Source organism: Rhizobium sp. R339, assembly GCF_002211395.1.
Taxonomy (GTDB): domain Bacteria; phylum Pseudomonadota; class Alphaproteobacteria; order Rhizobiales; family Rhizobiaceae; genus Rhizobium.
In genome coordinates this window covers 188,870-206,447 of the sequence record NZ_LOKV01000023.1, presented here as the reverse complement: position 1 = coordinate 206,447, position 17,578 = coordinate 188,870, and the positions used below count along the sequence as shown (strand labels likewise).

General features: G+C 62.6%; 14 protein-coding genes and 1 pseudogene. 12 read left to right on the top strand and 3 right to left on the bottom strand.

All coding sequences use genetic code 11. The features are described from left to right. Positions 1 to 41 precede the first annotated feature (41 nt). Positions 42 to 317, top strand: a complete 276-nt coding sequence (locus ATY76_RS20200) for a hypothetical protein (RefSeq protein WP_088676498.1) — start codon at positions 42 to 44, stop codon at positions 315 to 317. Here ATY76_RS20200 and ATY76_RS20195 read toward each other — a convergent pair. Then, complete coding sequence (locus tag ATY76_RS20195; RefSeq protein ID WP_088676497.1) at positions 302 to 634, bottom strand: hypothetical protein; 333 nt, start codon at positions 632 to 634, stop codon at positions 302 to 304. The two genes, ATY76_RS20200 and ATY76_RS20195, sit on opposite strands and share 16 nt — an antisense overlap. Before the next feature lie 61 nt (positions 635 to 695). Further along, complete coding sequence (locus tag ATY76_RS20190; protein WP_088676496.1) at positions 696 to 2,303, bottom strand: GumC family protein; 1,608 nt, start codon at positions 2,301 to 2,303, stop codon at positions 696 to 698. A 136-nt stretch (positions 2,304 to 2,439) separates the two neighbouring features. On the opposite strand from ATY76_RS20190, the gene ATY76_RS20185 reads away from it, so the two are divergent. The 11 genes and pseudogenes from ATY76_RS20185 to ATY76_RS20135 all read left to right on the top strand — a co-directional run bounded on the left by ATY76_RS20185 (position 2,440) and on the right by ATY76_RS20135 (position 16,714). After that, positions 2,440 to 3,498, top strand: coding sequence for a glycoside hydrolase family 5 protein (locus tag ATY76_RS20185; RefSeq protein WP_088676495.1), 1,059 nt, complete (start codon positions 2,440 to 2,442; stop codon positions 3,496 to 3,498). 2 nt (positions 3,499 to 3,500) lie between these two features. Further along, on the top strand, positions 3,501 to 4,781 hold the full coding sequence (locus ATY76_RS20180) for a hypothetical protein (protein ID WP_088676494.1): 1,281 nt from the start codon (positions 3,501 to 3,503) through the stop codon (positions 4,779 to 4,781). A gap of 165 nt (positions 4,782 to 4,946) precedes the next feature. Beyond that, positions 4,947 to 5,963: an acyltransferase gene (locus ATY76_RS20175; protein ID WP_088676493.1), complete on the top strand. Its 1,017-nt coding sequence runs from the start codon at positions 4,947 to 4,949 to the stop codon at positions 5,961 to 5,963. 218 nt (positions 5,964 to 6,181) lie between these two features. Further along, on the top strand, positions 6,182 to 7,066 hold the full coding sequence (purU, locus tag ATY76_RS20170) for a formyltetrahydrofolate deformylase (RefSeq protein ID WP_088676492.1): 885 nt from the start codon (positions 6,182 to 6,184) through the stop codon (positions 7,064 to 7,066). A 119-nt stretch (positions 7,067 to 7,185) separates the two neighbouring features. Continuing rightward, positions 7,186 to 10,113 carry an aminotransferase gene (locus tag ATY76_RS20165; RefSeq protein ID WP_088676491.1) on the top strand — a complete coding sequence of 976 codons (2,928 nt, stop codon included), beginning with the start codon at positions 7,186 to 7,188 and terminating at the stop codon, positions 10,111 to 10,113. A 519-nt stretch (positions 10,114 to 10,632) separates the two neighbouring features. Beyond that, the gene (locus ATY76_RS20160; RefSeq protein WP_003544544.1) at positions 10,633 to 10,827 is read left to right on the top strand and encodes a hypothetical protein; all 195 of its coding nucleotides are present in this window, start codon (positions 10,633 to 10,635) and stop codon (positions 10,825 to 10,827) included. A gap of 126 nt (positions 10,828 to 10,953) precedes the next feature. Beyond that, positions 10,954 to 11,947 (top strand): annotated as a pseudogene (locus ATY76_RS20155) (P1 family peptidase). Between the two features lie 51 nt (positions 11,948 to 11,998). Further along, the gene (locus tag ATY76_RS20150; RefSeq protein ID WP_088676490.1) at positions 11,999 to 12,919 is read left to right on the top strand and encodes a LysR family transcriptional regulator; all 921 of its coding nucleotides are present in this window, start codon (positions 11,999 to 12,001) and stop codon (positions 12,917 to 12,919) included. A gap of 143 nt (positions 12,920 to 13,062) precedes the next feature. Beyond that, positions 13,063 to 14,592: an ABC transporter substrate-binding protein gene (locus ATY76_RS20145; RefSeq protein WP_190233711.1), complete on the top strand. Its 1,530-nt coding sequence runs from the start codon at positions 13,063 to 13,065 to the stop codon at positions 14,590 to 14,592. Positions 14,593 to 14,900: 308 nt separating this feature from the next. After that, positions 14,901 to 15,848, top strand: a complete 948-nt coding sequence (locus tag ATY76_RS20140; RefSeq protein WP_088676489.1) for an ABC transporter permease — start codon at positions 14,901 to 14,903, stop codon at positions 15,846 to 15,848. Positions 15,849 to 15,850: 2 nt separating this feature from the next. Continuing rightward, complete coding sequence (locus ATY76_RS20135) at positions 15,851 to 16,714, top strand: ABC transporter permease (RefSeq protein WP_088676488.1); 864 nt, start codon at positions 15,851 to 15,853, stop codon at positions 16,712 to 16,714. On the opposite strand, the gene ATY76_RS20130 is transcribed toward ATY76_RS20135, so the two are convergent. Then, positions 16,715 to 17,572, bottom strand: a complete 858-nt coding sequence (locus ATY76_RS20130; RefSeq protein WP_088676487.1) for an NlpC/P60 family protein — start codon at positions 17,570 to 17,572, stop codon at positions 16,715 to 16,717. Positions 17,573 to 17,578 lie beyond the last annotated feature (6 nt).

Sequence of the window (17,578 nt, the reverse complement as noted above, 5' to 3'; positions counted from 1 at the left end):
AAGGTGGAAACGGTGTCGTTGCTGACGGAGCCGCGGACGAGATGTTTTCCCGGCTTGAGATCGAAACCGCCGAGCTGCAGGTCTTCGCTCACAATGAGAAGGCGATCGGCCTTTACAGGCGGCTGGGCTTTGCGGCGGCAGAAAGCCTGCCGCTGCGGCGCACAGAAGAAGAGGGCACGGTGAAATATTCAGTCGTCGATCGATCGCAAGCAAATGCGGGCTTCGACTATCTCAAGATGGAGCTTCCGGCCGAACGTTTCCGGCAGTTGCATCCAGGGGCTTTGCCAATCAGCCGAAACGCCTACCGCACCGGCTGATAATGGCCGCGGAGCGGAACCTTGCCGCCCATGGAGATGAAGCCGTCGCGTTCGCAGACGTACATCAGGGTCGGCATGCCGCCGGAGCGGAAGATCTCGTCGTAGCGGAGGCGGATCTGAACGGTTTCAGTGCGGCAATTGTAAGATTCCTCTTCCTTCTTGTCCGGCTGCGCCTTGACGCCGGGAAGGCCCTTATAAGGGTAGAGGGGTTGAACGTCTGACGTGACGGATTTCCTCCAGTCGACGGCAAAGGCGGAGGCCGGGGCGAGGCTGGGCGCGACGCCGAGCGATATCAGAAACATGATCAACAGCCGCATGGGACGCTCTCCTGCCGGCGATAAGCCGCTTTTGCGGATGTAGGAAGATCGGCGCACACGATCAAGCCGACGCGGCCGGCGATTTCCTGAAATAACTTCTGATGACGGGATGGGCGAAGAGGCCGGCGAGGATGGCAAAGCCCGCGCCGAGGAAGAGACCGGCCAGCGAGCCGCCGATGATGCCTGCGATCAGCAGGATCGTCTTGCCGGGACCATCGGCCTTAACAGGCGGTTCGGCCGGTGAGATGACGCGGATATTGCTCTGGCTGAGGCTCTGCTCCTCGCTCGTCTGGCTGGAGCGTTTCAGCACCGTCTCGTAGATATCGCGCGCCGCAGTCGCCTTGCGCTGCAATTCATTCAATTCCACCTGCTTATCCGAGGTCGTCGCCTGCAGCGCCTTCTGGACGGCGAGCTCCTTGGCGACGCTGTCTTCGGCGGCTTTGGCCTGCTCGTATTCGCCCCTTGCCGACGTGGCGAGTCGCTGCAATTCACCCTTGATTTCGCCCGATATGCTCTGGAGCGAGGATCGGGCCGCCTGCAGACGCGGATGGCGCGTGCCCATCTGGCTTTCGAGGCTGCCGACGGCGGCGGCCTGGGTGGCATATTGCTGACGCAGGCTGACGAGCGGCGATGTCACGCCGCCCTCCGCCTGGTTGCCGGCGACGATGTCCTCGACGCGGAGATCGGCGACGGCATCGGCACGGGCTTTGGCCTGGATGGTCTTTTCCTGGGCCGTCACCAGCAGCGTGTTCAAAGAGGCGAGCCGCTGATCGGAGATCAGGTTGCCCTCGGTCGCGGCCATGTCATTGTCGGCGCGGAACGTTTCGACAGCCTGCTCCGCCTCCAGCACCTTCTGGCGCAGATCGTCAAGGCGGCCATCGAGCGTCGAGGAGGTATTTTCGTAGAGGCCGTTCGACGCGCTGTTCTCCTCCTCGGTGAAGGAGGTGACGACCTGGTTGGCGAGCCTTGCGGATTTCTCCGGATCGTTCGTCGTCGCGGCAAGCGAGACGACATAGGTGCTGGCCTCGCGGGTGATGACAAGCGCCTTCTGCAGCGCGCCGATCACGGCGGCGCCATCCGATCTGCCGCCGGTGAATTCAGGATCCTGATCGAGCTTCATGGCGTCGACGACACGGCGCAGGACGTTGCCCGAAGTCAGGATCTGCACCTGGCTGTCGATCAGTGCCGAGATCATTTCCGGCGAGGGTCCCGAGGATTGCGCGCCGGCATCGGCAAGGCCGATCTGGCGCGGGTCGAAATAGAGGCTGCTGACGGCAGTGTATTTCTGCGCGATGCGCGGCGCCACAACTGCGCCGCCGACGGCTCCGAGAAGCGCCAGGCCGAGCACCACCAGCCGCCGGCTCCAGATCGCGGCGATGCTGGAGCGGAGATCGATGAGCGGGCCGGCAGCCACGGGTGCCGCGTTCGACGGCGCATCGGGGATGGGCTGTCTGGCCGGCTGAGGCGCGGGACGCTCGTATTGGCGGCTTTCCGCAATGGTTGCCGGCGGCACGACGGGAGGCATAGCGGGCTCAGGCGCAGGACGGGCGAAGTCATCCGGGCGCACGACAGGGCTGCGCATGCGCACACCTTCCGGCGCAGTCTGAGACGACTCATAACTGCGCCAGCCTGGAAGCCGGCTTACCCTGTTCCTGTCATACTGGTTCATACGCGCACTCGTGTCCCGCCCAGCGTGAAAGACTGAAGCCGAGGTGGCTGAGACTTTAGAAATTCTTAGCTAACGGACCGTTAAAATATCGGCCGCGACGCTGATGTTGCATTTGCCGCTGCTGCGAGGGACGGCCATGAGGACGATACGACATCTGATGGCGCTGCTGCTTGCGGCCGCTCTCGGCCCCGCCCCGGCGCTTGCGGCCGGCAGCCCCTGTTATCGCGGCGTCAATCTTTCCGGCGGCGAATATGGCGAACGCGGCGGTATTTACGGCACGAACTACACCTATCCCACCGAAGACACGATCGCCTATTTCGCCAGGCAGGGCATGACGATCATCCGCCTGCCCTTCCGCTGGGAGCGGCTGCAGCCGGCGCTTGGCGGGCGGCTCGACGACGACGAACTCAAGCGGCTGAAGGATACCGTCGGACTGGTCCGCAAGCACGGCATGGCCGTTCTGCTCGACCCGCACAATTTCGGCTATTACGACAAGACGCAGGTCGGCACGGCGCCGGCGACGAATGCCGCATTTGCGGATTTCTGGGCGAGGCTCGCCGTCGAATTCGCCGGCCAGGAAGGCATCCTCTTCGGCCTGATGAACGAGCCGCACGACGTCAAGGCGACGGATTGGCTTGATGCCGCCAATGCAGCGATCCGGAGCATCCGTGCGGTGGGCGCGCGCAACCTCATCCTCGTGCCGGGCACCGCATGGAGCGGAGCTCACAGCTGGGAAAAGGATGTGATCGGCGGCGCCAACGGCACAGTCATGCTCGGCGTGCGCGATCCGCTCGACTTCTACGCTTACGAGGTCCACCAATATCTCGACGTCGATTCCTCCGGAACGCATCCGACCTGTGAAGGTAGGGATGGTGCGGTCGAGGCAATCGCCGGTGTCACCGCCTGGCTGAAGCGGAACCACAAGCGCGGCTTTCTCGGAGAATTCGGCGCCTCCACGGACAAGGACTGCATGAGCGGGCTGAAGGAAATCTATGCCACCATGTCAGGCAATAGCGACGTCTGGCTCGGCTGGTCCTATTGGGCGGCGGGCGAATGGTGGCCGGCAAACGAACCTTTCAACGTCCAGCCGCGCAAGGGCGAGGCCGAACGGCCGCAGATGCGGCTTCTCGCCGAAGCGGCGAAGGCCAAAGCCGGCGCCCGCGCGTGTGCCGCCGTCAAGGCAGCGGGGAACTGAGCATGGCCGTCAGCGACCACAAGGCTACGGCCTTCACTATAACAGGCAACCGGCTCGATGCCGCCGACGCGGCGTCGCACGTCGATCACGTGGTGCTCTGGCTCGGCCTGCTCTCCATGCTCTACAACGGCATTCTCGCCTTCATCAACCACAACATCATGCCGCTCTCAATGACGCATGTCGCCGCCAGCGAAGGGCTGATCCTGGCAAGCGCCATCATCTACATCCTTCACAAGGGGATCTACGAGACGGATCTGCCGGCCTTTCTCTTTCTGCTGTTCACGCTCGTGGTGACCATCTATGTCAGCGTGCTCAACCGCACGCCGTTCGTCGATCATTTCCGCAATGTGCTGATCATCTTCTGCTTTTCCGGCCTCGGCGGCTGGAGCAATGAGAGATCGATGAAGCTTGCCTTCCGCTGGGCAAGCCTCGTCGTGCTGATCTTCCTGATTTTCGAGATCGTCAGCGTGCCCTTTTATGTCAGCATCGTGCATCCGTCCGATTATTTCGCCAATACGCGCGGATTGCTGCCGCTGAGCTACAACACGACAGGCCTGTTCCAGAACGCGCTCGGTTTTCCCGAGCGCTTCTCCTTCGGCATCATCGACCACCGCTCGTCATCGATCTTCCTCGAGCAGGTGTCGCTCGCCAATTTCTGCGGCGTGATCGCAATCTATCTGATCTCCATGTGGGAAAGAATAAGCCGCTGGGATCGGCTGCTGTTCATCGCTACGGCGGTGCTGATCCTGGTGACGAACGATACGCGCACGATGCTGATCTTCTGTTTTGCCTGCATTGTCGGCTATTTCGTCTTTCCGAAGATACCGAGAAATTTCAATCTGGCACTGATGCCGCTGATCGTCGCGGCGGGATTCCTCGTCTACACCATGAAACCAAATGCGACGGGCGACAATTTCACCGGCCGCATCAACCTGACGATGAAGAAGATCATGGAGCTCGATCCGCTCGCCGTACTCGGCCTTTCTGTCGACCGGGTCGCCGAATTCGCCGACAGCGGCTACGTCTACCTGATCTACGCAGCGACGATCTTCGGCGTCATCGCCTTGTGGCTGTTCGTTTGCCTGTTTCCTGCCGGCCGCACGGCGGCGCAGCGGCGTTGCGCCCATTCACTTTCTCTTTTCATTTTTCTGAATATGATGATCGGGGGGACCGCTGTTTTCTCGATGAAGATTGCTGGCCTCCTCTGGTTCGTCGTCGGATATATGCGCTTCCACGACAGCCCGCGCATCCGGCAGGGTCGTGCGGCAGATGTAGAGAGTTGACCGCAGCAGCACGGTAGGGACCGGCGGCCGCGAGCCCTAGAACAGGATGATTTTAGGCCAGATCGGCCTAAAATCTGAATCCTGTTCTAAATCAAAAAATAGAGCATGATGTCGTCCGAAAACCGCCCACACTTTTCGGCATCATGCTCTGGAGCAAGACGCTCGATGCTTGTCCAGCTTCAATATCTGCGCGCCATTGCAGCGCTGATGGTCGTCTATTTCCATGCAATCTTGCAGCTTGCCAAAGTCAATCCCGCCGTCGATGCCACGGCCTTTCTCTATGGTGAAACCGGCGTCGACATCTTCTTCGTCCTCAGCGGTTTCGTGATGTGGCTGACGACGAGCGGGCGCGCCATGAGCCCCGTCGATTTCGCCCGCCGCCGCATCAGACGGATCGTGCCGCTCTATTGGCTGGCGACGTTGTTTTCGGCTGTTGTGGCGCTGCTGGCGCCGTCGCTCTTGAAGTCAACGATATTCGATCTTCCGCATCTCGTCGCCTCGCTGTTCTTCCTGCCCTGGGCCAATGCCGCCGATCCCGGCACGATCACACCGGTCGTCGTGCCGGGCTGGACGCTGAATTACGAGATGTTCTTCTATTTCGTGTTTGCGCTCTTGCTGCCGCTTTCGGAAGCACGCCGGATTCCGGCGATGTTTGCCGTCTTTGCCGTGATTCTGATTGCCTGCCGGCTGCTGCCGGAAACGACGGCCACCCGGTTCTACGGCGAGCCGATCATGCTGGAGTTTCTCGCCGGCGTCGTGCTCGGCCGGCTTTACGGGCAGAAGATCGTCCTGCCGAACCGCTGGGCATGGGCCGCACTCGCCACCGGCTTTGCGTTCCTCTTCGTCAACGAAGCGCTGATGCCGCCAGAGAGCCGGTTCTACGCCTGGGGAGTCCCGGCGATCTTCATCATCTACGGCGTGGTTTCCATCGACTTTTCCCGGCTACCGGTTCTGGGGTGGCTGAATTATCTCGGCGACTGCTCCTACAGCATCTATATCACCCACGCCTTCACCCTGGCTTTCCTGAGGGTCGTCGCCGACCGCCTGCCGATCGGCATCCTGCAGCAGCCGGTGCTTTTCGTGATCTTCTCGCTCGTGCTTTCATCGATCGGCGGCGCCATCATCCACGAAATCACCACGCCCCGCCGGAAAGTGGCGGTGGCGAGCCGTCCACCCGCCTGACTTTCGCATCGAAGGCGAGAATACGCATGCAGGCGGCGCTGGCGGCACAGTTTTTCGCGCAAGTTCTTCTAAGCTGCGGGCCTGGCAATGAGAGAACTTGCAGAAACGTGATGGTTTCTCTTGCAATTTGTCGCATGAATGAAAGTGCGCCGACCTATTCGCGGCCGGGGCTTTGATCTAAGCACGGCGGCGGCCTTCAAGAGGGAAGAGGGAGAGACATGACAAACTATGTATTGACGGTATCCTGCAAATCGACGCGCGGCATCGTGGCGGCGATTTCGAGCTATCTGGCCGAGAAGGGCTGCAACATCATCGACAGCTCGCAATTCGATGATCTCGATACCGGCAAGTTCTTCATGCGCGTCAGCTTCATTTCGGAAGAGGGCCTGTCCGGCTCCGCGATCAGCGCCGATTTTGCCGCAGTCGCCGCGCCCTTCGAGATGGACTACGAATTCCACGACAGCGAGACGCGCATGAAGGTGCTCCTGATGGTGTCGCGCTTCGGCCATTGTCTCAACGACTTGCTCTACCGCTGGAAGATCGGCGCGCTGCCGATCGACATCGTCGGCGTCGTCTCCAACCATTTCGACTACCAGAAGGTCGTGGTCAATCACGACATTCCCTTCCACCACATCAAGGTGACCAAGGAGAACAAGCCGCAGGCCGAAGCCCAGCTCGTCGATCTCGTCAACCAGACCGGCACCGAGCTCATCGTGCTCGCCCGCTACATGCAGGTTCTCTCCGATCAGCTCTGCAAGCAGATGTCGGGCAAGATCATCAACATCCACCATTCCTTCCTGCCGTCCTTCAAGGGCGCCAATCCCTATAAGCAGGCCTATCAGCGCGGCGTCAAGCTGATCGGCGCCACCGCCCATTACGTCACCGCCGATCTCGACGAAGGCCCGATCATCGAGCAGGATACGGCGCGCATCACCCATGCGCAGTCGCCCGACGATTATGTCTCGATCGGCCGCGACGTCGAAAGCCAGGTGCTGGCACGGGCCATCCACGCCCATATCCATCACCGCACCTTCATCAACGGCAACCGCACCGTCGTCTTCCCGGCAAGCCCCGGAAGCTATGCCTCCGAACGCATGGGTTGAGTGAAGGCAGGGACCTGCATCTCTTTTGTTCGTGGACGGCGATCTCCCGTTGCCTCCCAGCAGTAAGTATTTGATTATCTCGCCAACAGATCATCGAATCATGCTGCGGGAGGGGTGCCATGACCGACGAGGTGCTTGTTGATCGCATGGCGCTGCCGCGTCCCGACGTTAGCGTCGCGGACGCGGAAGAGATCCTCCTTACCCATTACGGCCTCTCCGGCGTGGCTGCCGAGCTCGGCAGCCAGCAGGATCGGAACTACCGCGTCGATACCGCGAGCGGCCGCTACGTCCTGAAAATCTGCCACGCCGCCTACGAGGCCCGCGAACTCGAAGCGCAGAATGCCGCGATCCATCACCTCAGGAGCAAGGAAAACGCGCCGCGCGTTCCCGATGTGATCCCCGCCAAAGACGGGCAGGAGATCGTTAGCGTGACGCTGCGGGAGCGGAATTATCAGGTCCGGCTGCTGGAATATCTGGAAGGCCAGGGCCTGACGGGACTGACATATGTGGCCCCGGCTTCCGTTGCGGCCCTGGGCGCGCTCTGTGCGCGGCTGGCGCAGGCGCTTGCCGATTTCAGCCATCCCGGCCTCGATCGCAGCCTGCAATGGGATCTCCGGCGCGCCGGGCCGGTCGCCGTGCAGCTGCTTTCAGCCATCACCGACAGCGCCGCGCGCGACCGGATCGCCAAGACCATGGTGATGGCCGTTCGCCGCATCCAGCCCTTGGCGCCGTCGCTTCGGCTGCAGGCCGTGCATCACGACGTCACCGGCGACAATGTCGTCGGCCATCGCAACGCCCGCGGCCACACGATTCCCGACGGGGTGATCGATTTCGGCGACATCATCCGCGGCTGGCTGGTCGGCGATCTCGCCGTCACCTGCGCTTCGCTGCTGCATCAGGCGGACGGCGACCCTTTTCATATCCTGCCCGCCGTCACCGCCTATCAGGCGATCTATCCGCTGAGCGAGGACGAACTGAAGGCGCTGTGGCCGCTGGTCGTCGCCCGCGCGGTCATTCTGGTCGCAAGCAGCGAGCAGCAGATTTCACTCGATCCCGACAATGATTATGTCCGCGGCAATCTCGACCATGAGCGGGCGATCTTCGATACGGCAATGTCGGTTCCCTTCGAACTGATGGAAGCGGCGATCCTCAAGGCGGCGGGCACCGAGACCGCCGCTCTGCAAGCGTCGGAATGGCAGCCTCTGCTGCCCGATATCGATCCCGACGGGATCGCCTATGTCGATCTCGGGGTGCAGAGCCCGCATTTTTCGGCCGGCAACTGGCTGAACGCCGATATGGACTGGCGGCTGCTCGCCCGCGCCGCGACCGAGAACGGCGCAGCCGCAACCCGCTACGGCGAATACCGGCTGTCCCGCGCCGGCCTCGGAAGCGCCAAGGCCCAGGCGACCTGCGCCCTGCATGTCGATATATGCCTTGCCGCCGGAAGCGCGGCTGCCGCCCCCTTTGCCGGCCGTATCGGCTGGAAGGAGCAGCACCTGACACTGACCAGCGAAAATATCACGCTGCATCTCGACGGGCTCGACGCTGCGGTCGAGGATGGGGCGGAGGTCGCCGCCGGCGATCCGCTCGGCGCGGTTTTCGGGAAATCTCCATCGCTCGGCGGGCTGCGTGTCCAGCTCTGCAGCGTCGCGGGGCTCGAACCACCGCTTTTTGCCACACCGCGTGAAACTGCGGCCTGGTCGGTGCTCTGCCCTTCGCCTTCGCTGCTTCTCGGCAGGGACGCCGATGCGCCGCAGCCGGAAACCGATAAGCTGCTGGCCAGGCGCCAGGCGCACCTCGCGGGCGCGCAGAAAAACTATTACGCAACGCCGCCGCAGATCGAGCGCGGCTGGAAAGAATATCTGTTCGATGTCGAGGGCCGCGCCTATCTCGACATGGTCAACAACGTCACCATCCTCGGCCATGGCCACCCCAGGCTCGCGGCGGCGATCAATTCCCAGTGGCTGCGGCTGAACACCAATTCACGCTTTCACTATGCCGCGATCACGGAATTTTCCGAACGTCTCGCCGCCCTTGCGCCGGACGGACTCGACACGGTCTTCCTCGTCAACAGCGGCTCGGAGGCGAACGATCTGGCGATCCGGCTGGCGCAGGCCCATAGCGGCGCCCCGAACATGCTCTGCCTGCTCGAAGCCTATCACGGCTGGTCGGCGGCGAGCGATGCCGTCTCCACCTCGATCGCCGACAATCCGCAAGCTCTGACCACCCGGCCGGACTGGGTGTATGCCGTCGTTTCGCCGAACACCTATCGCGGCGCGTTCCGTGGTCCCGATACGGCGGCGAGCTATCTGCATGCGATAACGCCGGCGCTGGAGGCGATCGACGCTGGCGGCGAGGGCCTGGCGGGTTTCATCTGCGAATCGGTCTATGGCAATGCCGGCGGCATCCCGCTGCCGGACGGTTATCTCAGGGATGTCTATACGCAGGTGCGCGCCCGCGGCGGGCTTTGCATCGCCGACGAAGTGCAAGTCGGTTACGCCAGGCTCGGCCATTATTTCTGGGGCTTCGAGCAGCAGGGGGTGGTGCCCGACATCGTCACCATCGCCAAGGGCATGGGCAACGGCCATCCGCTCGGCGCCGTCATCACCACGCGCGAGATCGCCGAATCGCTGGAGAAAGAAGGCAGTTTCTTTTCCTCGACCGGCGGCAGCCCGGTCAGCTGCGCCGCCGGCATGGCGGTGCTCGACATCATGGCCGAGGAGGAGCTGCAGGAAAACGCCCGAACGGTCGGCGATCATCTGAAGGGGCGGCTTGCCGCGCTGATCGACCGCCATCCGATCGCCGGCGCCGTCCATGGCATGGGGCTTTATCTCGGCCTTGAATTCGTGCGCGACAGAACGACGCTGGAGCCGGCGACGGAAGAAACCGCAGCGATCTGCGACCGGCTTCTCGAACTCGGCGTGATCATGCAGCCGACGGGCGATCACCAAAATGTGCTGAAGATCAAACCGCCGCTCTGCCTCAGCACCGAAAACGCGGATTTCTTCGCCGACATGCTGGAAAAGGTGCTCGATGAAGGCTGGTGACACAGGGTTTTCGGCGTTAACCAAATCGGTCATTTCGCGGCACTTCGATTTTTAATGATGCGGCCCATTGCCTGAATCGGACGGGCTTCCTATGTCTGCTGCGACGATCGATCGATTGCGATTCTGTCACGCGAATTTTACGAAGAGCTGATATGTTTCTTTCCGTAAGTTCAGATAGTGCGGAATTAATTTTTTCGGATCGTCGATATTTTGACACGTTTCGGAATATGTTTCCGACAGGCTATCGGGTAATCTCTACTAAGTTAGTAGATATTGAAGACAGCCTTCACCGGTCCCGGGTCATGCCGGGGCCTAGCAAGCGCAACGCCAACACAAGGAACGAGACATGATAGACATCGATATTCTCGCCACTGTCCTTGGGCGATCCGTGCTTGGCAATGACCGTCCGGGCGCCCTCTCCCGCCCGAACTGTCGAATGTGACGTTCGTCCTCCTTTCAACGGTACCAGACAAGTCAATTCGCCATGGCTGCGCATTTCGCGCGGCAGGAGTTCTATCTATGAAGAAGCAAGTTATCGAATATGCAGGCGTCCCCGTCGGGATTGTCATTCCGGATGAAGACCGGTTGAAATTCATCGCCGTGAAATTCCACGTGCACGACCTCGACGAACAGCGGTTCGGCTCGCCCGATGAGGTGCGGCTGGCAATTCACGACCTGATGACCCGCCGTCATCCGAAGCCGCTTCATGCCTGACGGCATGCGGCCGCTGCCGACTGTCGCGGCTTTTCCGATGTGACCGGTCCTGCCACAGGGGCCGGTCTTGTTTTTTGAGGGCAATTGCAGTCCTATCGGCCGGATCAGCGCCACCAGGATCAGCCCTTGCCCGATCTTCTCAATCTGCTCACCGATATCGAAGGTGTTTCCGTCGGCCATGCGACCGACCTTGCGCTCGGTTCCGGCGTCACGGTTATCGTCTTCGACGAACCGGCCGTCGCATCCGGCACGGTGCTGGGAGGCGCGCCCGGCGGGCGCGACACCAGCCTGCTCGACCCATCCATGACTGTCAGCGCCGTCGATGCCTTCGTGCTTTCGGGCGGCTCCGCCTTCGGGATGGATGCCGCGGGCGGCGTGCAATCCGGCCTGCGCGAAGCCGGCCGCGGTTTTGCAGTCGGGCCGGTCAGGATTCCGATCGTGCCGCAGGCGATCCTGATGGACCTGCTGAACGGCGGCAACAAGGATTGGGGCCTTCACGCCCCCTATCGCGACATGGGCTATGCGGCATTGAAGGCCGCCATCAAGGGCGCATTCGCGCTCGGGACCGTCGGCGCCGGCACGGGAGCAACGACGGCAACCTTCAAGGGCGGGCTCGGCTCGGCAAGCGCCGTCAGCAGCGCCGGGCATCGTGTGGCAGCGATCGTCGCCGTCAATGCGCTCGGTTCGGCAACGATCGGCGACGGACCGCATTTCTGGGCGGCGCCCTTCGAAAAGAACGGCGAATTCGGCGGCCTCGGCATGCCTGCAGCAGTCGACCATCGGATGCGGCTCAAAGGGATGAGTGCGCCCGCGACGACGATCGGCGCGGTGGTGACCGACGCACAGCTGACCAAGGCCGAAGCGCACCGGCTTTCGCTCGCCGGCCATGACGGCCTTGCCCGAGCGCTGCTGCCAGCGCACCTGCCGCTTGACGGCGACACCGTCTTTGCCGCGTCGACAGCCAGGCATCAACGAGACGATATGGCAAGCCTGATGGAGCTTTGTCATCTTGCCGCTGTCGTCATGGCGCGGGCGGTCGCCCGCGGCGTCTATGAGGCAACCGCCCTTGCCGCCGAAGGCGCAAAAGGCATGGCGCGACCGCTACCCGAACGCCGGTTGATTGGATAGGGTCGCACCTGGAACAAAAAGGCCGAATGGCGGAGAGACGTGAATGCAGATCCGGGCGCTGATGTATTTCGACGAGTTGGTCAGGACCAATTCGATACGCCAGGCCGCCGAGAACCTCAACGTCGCGCCGACGGCGATCAGCCGGCAGATCGAAAACCTGGAATCTCATTTCGGCGCGCCGCTCGTCGAGCGCAGCTCGCGCGGCGTCAAGCTGACGGCCGCCGGTGAGCTGCTTGCCGCCCGCGCCGGGCGGACGCTGCGCGAACTCGATCACGTCCAGCAGCTGATCGAAGACCTGAAGGGGCTGCAACACGGCCATGTCAGCATCTATGCCAATGGCGCCACCGTCACCAATCTGCTGGCACCGGCGCTCGCCGAATTCAGTCTGCAATACCCAAAACTGCGTTTCAAGGTGACGATCACCAGTGCGCGGCAGGCAGTCGACGCCGTCAGCAGCGCCGAGGCGGATATCGCCGTGACGCTGTTTGCCCCCGTTATGTCGGGCACCAGCGTCCGGCTGCGTTCCGAGATCGCCTATGATCTGATCGTCACGCCGCAGCATCCGGCTGCCGCGCAAGTCGATATCAGCCTGAGAAAGCTTGCAGACTACCCGTTGGCGCTGCCCGAGCATTCCTTCGGCTTCCGCCAGGCCTTCGATGCGCTGGTCGAAAAGGAGGGGCTGGACCTCGATCCCGTCTTCGTCACGAGCTCGATCGAGATGCTGAAGGAGCTTGTGCTCAGCGGCGCTGCCGCCACGTTGCTGCCGGCGCTTGCCGTTCGCCGCGAGATCGAAGCCGGCCAGCTGCGTGCCATCCCGCTTGCCGGCAAGAGCGGCATCCGCACCCATATCGATCTCTGCGTCGCGCCGGACCGGAAACTGTCTTTCGCGGCGGCGACACTGGTCGATTTCATCGAAGATTTCATGCGCGACCGTACGGGCCGCCGGTTGCAGACCAAAGCCTAGCGCCTGCCCTTGCATTTTCGGCGGATTTGCGGTGTAGCTTTTTTAGCTACACGGAGCGCAGAAAATTATCATAATGTGTGCACGTCGTAAGCCGCAGCCTATTGATGAAGGCCTTCGCCCGCGCGCGGCCAGACAGGAATATGATGATCAAGCTTTCCTTCGTGCCTTCGGCGCGCTTCGCCCGGCAGTCTTCCCTCAGTGCCGTGCTTTCGGCGGGACTCGTGATGGCGGCGATGGCGCCGGCCGAAGCGGCGAAGACCACTCTCAATCTCGGCATGAGCGTCGAGCCGACCGGACTCGATCCGACGATCGCGGCACCGGTCGCGATCGGCCAGGTGACCTGGCAGAACGTGTTCGAGGGCCTCGTGAGGATCGACCAGGCCGGCAAGGTTCAGCCGCAGCTGGCGAAAAGCTGGGAGATTTCACCGGACGGGCTGACCTATACGTTCAAGCTGCAGAGCGGCGTCAGATTCCATGACGGCGAAGCCTTCGATGCCGCCGTCGCCAAATTTTCGCTCGACCGCGCCCGCGGACCGGATTCGGTCAATCCGCAGAAACGCTTCTTCGCCTCGATCGCCTCCATCGACACGCCCGACGCCGAAACGCTGGTGCTGCACCTCTCGGCGCCGACCGGCAGCCTGATTTACTGGCTCGGCTGGCCGGCCTCGGTGATGGTCGGTCCGAAGACGGCCGCCAAGGACAAGGTGACGCCGATCGGCACCGGCCCGTTCAAATTCGCGGGCTGGGCGAAGGGCGACAAGGTCGAGCTCGAAAGAAATGCCGATTACTGGAACAAGGACGCGGCCGCCAGGCTCGACAAGGTGACCTTCCGCTTCATCGCCGATCCGCAGGCGCAGGCCGCGGCGCTGAAAGCCGGCGATCTCGATGCGTTTCCGGAATTTGCGGCACCCGAGCTGATGAGTTCCTTCGACAGCGATGCCAGGCTCGTCACCAGGATCGGCAATACCGAACTCAAGGTCGTTGCCGGCATGAACAATGCCAAGAAGCCTTTCGACGACAAGCGCGTGCGCCAGGCGCTGATGATGGCGATCGACCGCAAGACGGTGATCGACGGAGCCTGGTCCGGCCTCGGCACGCCGATCGGCAGCCACTACACGCCGAACGATCCGGGCTATCAGGATATGACCGGCGTGCTTCCCTACAACGTCGAGAAGGCCAAGGCGCTGCTTGCCGAGGCCGGCTATCCCAACGGCTTCACCTTCACCATCAAGACGCCGCAGATGGCTTATGCGCCGCGCAGTGCCGAGGTGATGCAGGCGATGCTGGCCGAGACCGGCGTGACGATGAATATCGAGCCAACGGAATTTCCGGCGAAATGGGTCCAGGACATCATGAAGGACCGCAACTTCGACATGACCATCGTGGCCCATGCCGAGCCGCTCGACATCGATATCTACGCGCGCGATCCCTATTACTTCAACTACAAGAACCCTGATTTCAACGCGCTGATGAAGAAAGTCCAGGAGACCACGGATCCGGCTGCGCAGAATGCGATCTACGGGCAAGCGCAGAAGATCCTCGCCGAGGACGTGCCGGCGCTCTACCTTTTCGTCATGCCGAAGCTCGGCGTCTGGGACAGGAAGCTGAAGGGGCTGTGGGAGAACGAACCGATTCCGTCCAATGTGCTGTCTGGGGTTTCTTGGGAAGAGTAGGCATCGTTGAATGCGTGAGGCGCAGAGATGAGCGAAGGAATGCCGGGCGGCGAACCGTTCAATGCCGGTCACTGCCCTCTCCATCCCTCAGTCCTGTGCTCGTCACAGGAATCCAGTGCGCCCAAGTCCTTGGGCGCGAAAGACTCTTTCGACCGGATGAGAGACACTCACGGCGCGGACGCGCCGTGGCTGGATTCCTGTGACAAGCACAGGAATGTGGATGGGTGGGGTGGCGGTCGCGTCACTTCGAAAGCTTGGCGAGGGGGCTACCACGCGGTCCCAGAAGCCAGTCCGGCAGCGTGGCTCACATGATCGCACTGCTCGCCCGCCGTCTCGCCGGTCTTCTCCTCACCCTTTTCATCGTCTCGCTGCTGATTTTCACCGTCATGGATCTCCTGCCCGGCGATCCCGCCGCGATCATGCTCGGCACCTCGGCAAGCCCGGAGACGCTGGCGGCGCTGCGGCGCGATCTCGGACTCGACCAACCGCTCATCCTCCGTTACGGGCAATGGTTGGCCGGCGTATTTTCCGGCGATCTCGGGCAGTCCTACACTTACGGCGTCCCGGTCGCGGGGCTGATCGTCGAGCGGCTGGCGGTGACCCTGCCGCTGGCGCTGATGGCGATCGTGCTTTCGGTGGCGATCGCCTTGCCGCTCGGCGCGCTGGCCGCCGCCCGGCGCGGCGGCTTCCTCGCCGTCATCGCAACAGTCTTTTCGCAAATCAGCATCGCCGTGCCCGGCTTCTGGGTCGGCCTGCTGCTGATCATCCTGTTTTCCACGACGCTCGGGCTGATGCCGGCAGGCGGCTTTCCAGGCTGGAGCGCCGGCCTTCTGCCGGCATTGCAGGCGCTTGTTATGCCGGCCGTCGCACTGGCAATGCCGCAGGCCGGCGTGTTGACGCGCGTCGCGCGCTCCGCGGTGCTGGAGACGATGCATGAGGATTTCGCCCGCACCGCGGTGGCCAAGGGGCTTTCGCGCAGCGCGGTCCTGTGGCGGCATATCGTGCCGAATGCGCTGATCCCGATCCTCACGGTGATCGGGCTGCAATTCACCTTCCTCGTCGCCGGCGCCGTGCTGGTGGAAAACGTCTTCAACCTGCCCGGCCTTGGACGGTTGGCGCTTCAGGCGCTCGCCCAGCGCGATATCATCGTGATGCAGGATGTCGTGCTGTTCTTCGCGGCACTGGTCATCGTGATGAATTTCATCATCGATCTCTCCTACCCGGCGATCGATCCCCGGATGAGAAAGGCGGCCTGAGAATGGCGCCCGTCATCTCCTCCGCTCCCCCCTCTCGCCGCCGGGGTTTTAAACTTAGCCGGCGAATGAATTTGATTTCGGGAGCCGTCATCATCGGCACGCTGATCGCCGTCGCGTTGCTGTCGCTCGTCTGGACGCCGTTGCCGCCGGCGAAAATGCAGATCGTGCACAAGCTCCAGCCGCCGCTTGCCTTCGGCCTGCTCGGTACGGATCAGTTGGGCCGCGACGTGCTGTCGATGCTGATGGCGGGGTGCTGGAACTCGCTCTCCATCGCCATCACCGCTTTCGCCATCGGCGGGACGCTCGGCTCGATCGCCGGAATTTCGGCAGCCGCGATCCGAGGCCCATTCGAAGCACTGCTGATGCGGATCTGCGACGTCATCTTCGCATTGCCGCCGATCCTCTCCGCCATGATGCTCGGCGCCTTTCTTGGTCCGGGGCGGTTCACCGCGATTACCGCGATCGCCGTTTTCATGGTACCCGTCTTTGCCCGGGTGACGCTTGCCGCCTCGCTGCAGGCCTGGAGCCGCGATTATGTCACCGCGGCGCGCGCCATCGGCAATACGCGGCTTTCCATTTCGCTGCGGCACGTGCTGCCAAACATCTTGAGCGCGATCATCGTGCATGGCGCGATCCAGCTGGGGCTCGCGATCCTGACCGAAGCGGGTCTGAGCTTCCTTGGGCTCGGCATGGCGCCGCCGGCCCCGAGCTGGGGCCGCATGCTGGCCGATGCGCAGACCTATCTGGGAGCGGCCCCTTGGCTGGCGATCCTGCCCGGCCTTGCCATCGCGCTTGCGGTCTTCGGCTTCAACATGCTCGGCGACGGGTTGCGCGATCTCCTCGATCCGCGCGAGGCCAACCGCTGATCAGGCGATCGGGCGGCGATAGCCGGTCGGCTTCTCGTAGAGCGAGCCGATGCGCCTGACGGCAGCCTCGAAATTCTCGCGCGCCACCGTCATGCTGTAGCCGTTGGCGTGGATGATCGTTTCCCGATCCTCGAAGACGGCGACATGGCCCTTCCAGAACACCAGGTCGCCGCGGCGAATTTCGGAACGATCGATCGGCTCGCCGAGACCTGCCGCCTGCATGTCGGTATCGCGCGGCGCATGCCTGCCCGTCATCAGCATCGCAAGCTGGATGAGGCCGGAGCAATCGATGCCGAGGCCGGAACGCCCGCCCCAGAGATAGGGTGCTTCGAGAAAACGGGCGACGATGTCGACATAGTCAGCTCCGTCGAGCGCGCCGATCGGCTGGACATGCCGGGAAAAGAGCGCCGTTCCATCCTCCAGCACGACATACCGATTGCCGCGCGCCGCCGCCTCGCCTGCCACATGAACACGGCTTCCCATCGAAAGAATGGCCTGATGAGGTTTACGCAGTTCCGGTTCCGGATAGACGAAACTGCGCTGCACGGTAACGATATGGGTCGGCGCCGGCTTGCCTTCTAAAAGCGCTTCTGCCGGGAGATAGCCGACGTAACCATCGGACGCCGCTTTCACCCAGCACCAGCCGCCGGCGCGATCGAAAACAGTCACCTCTTCGCCCAGCAGCAGTTCCGTATCGATGCCGCGCGCAAAATCCGGTGCAGGCCGCAAGGGCACGACGGGAACGGCGACCCGCGCCGGGGCGCCTTTAACGAAGCGCGACGCCTCGACCTTGCCTTCAAGTCCCGCTTCCGCGAGATCCGGCCGATAGGCATGCAGGCGGCGGTCGAGTATCGTCATTGGTGT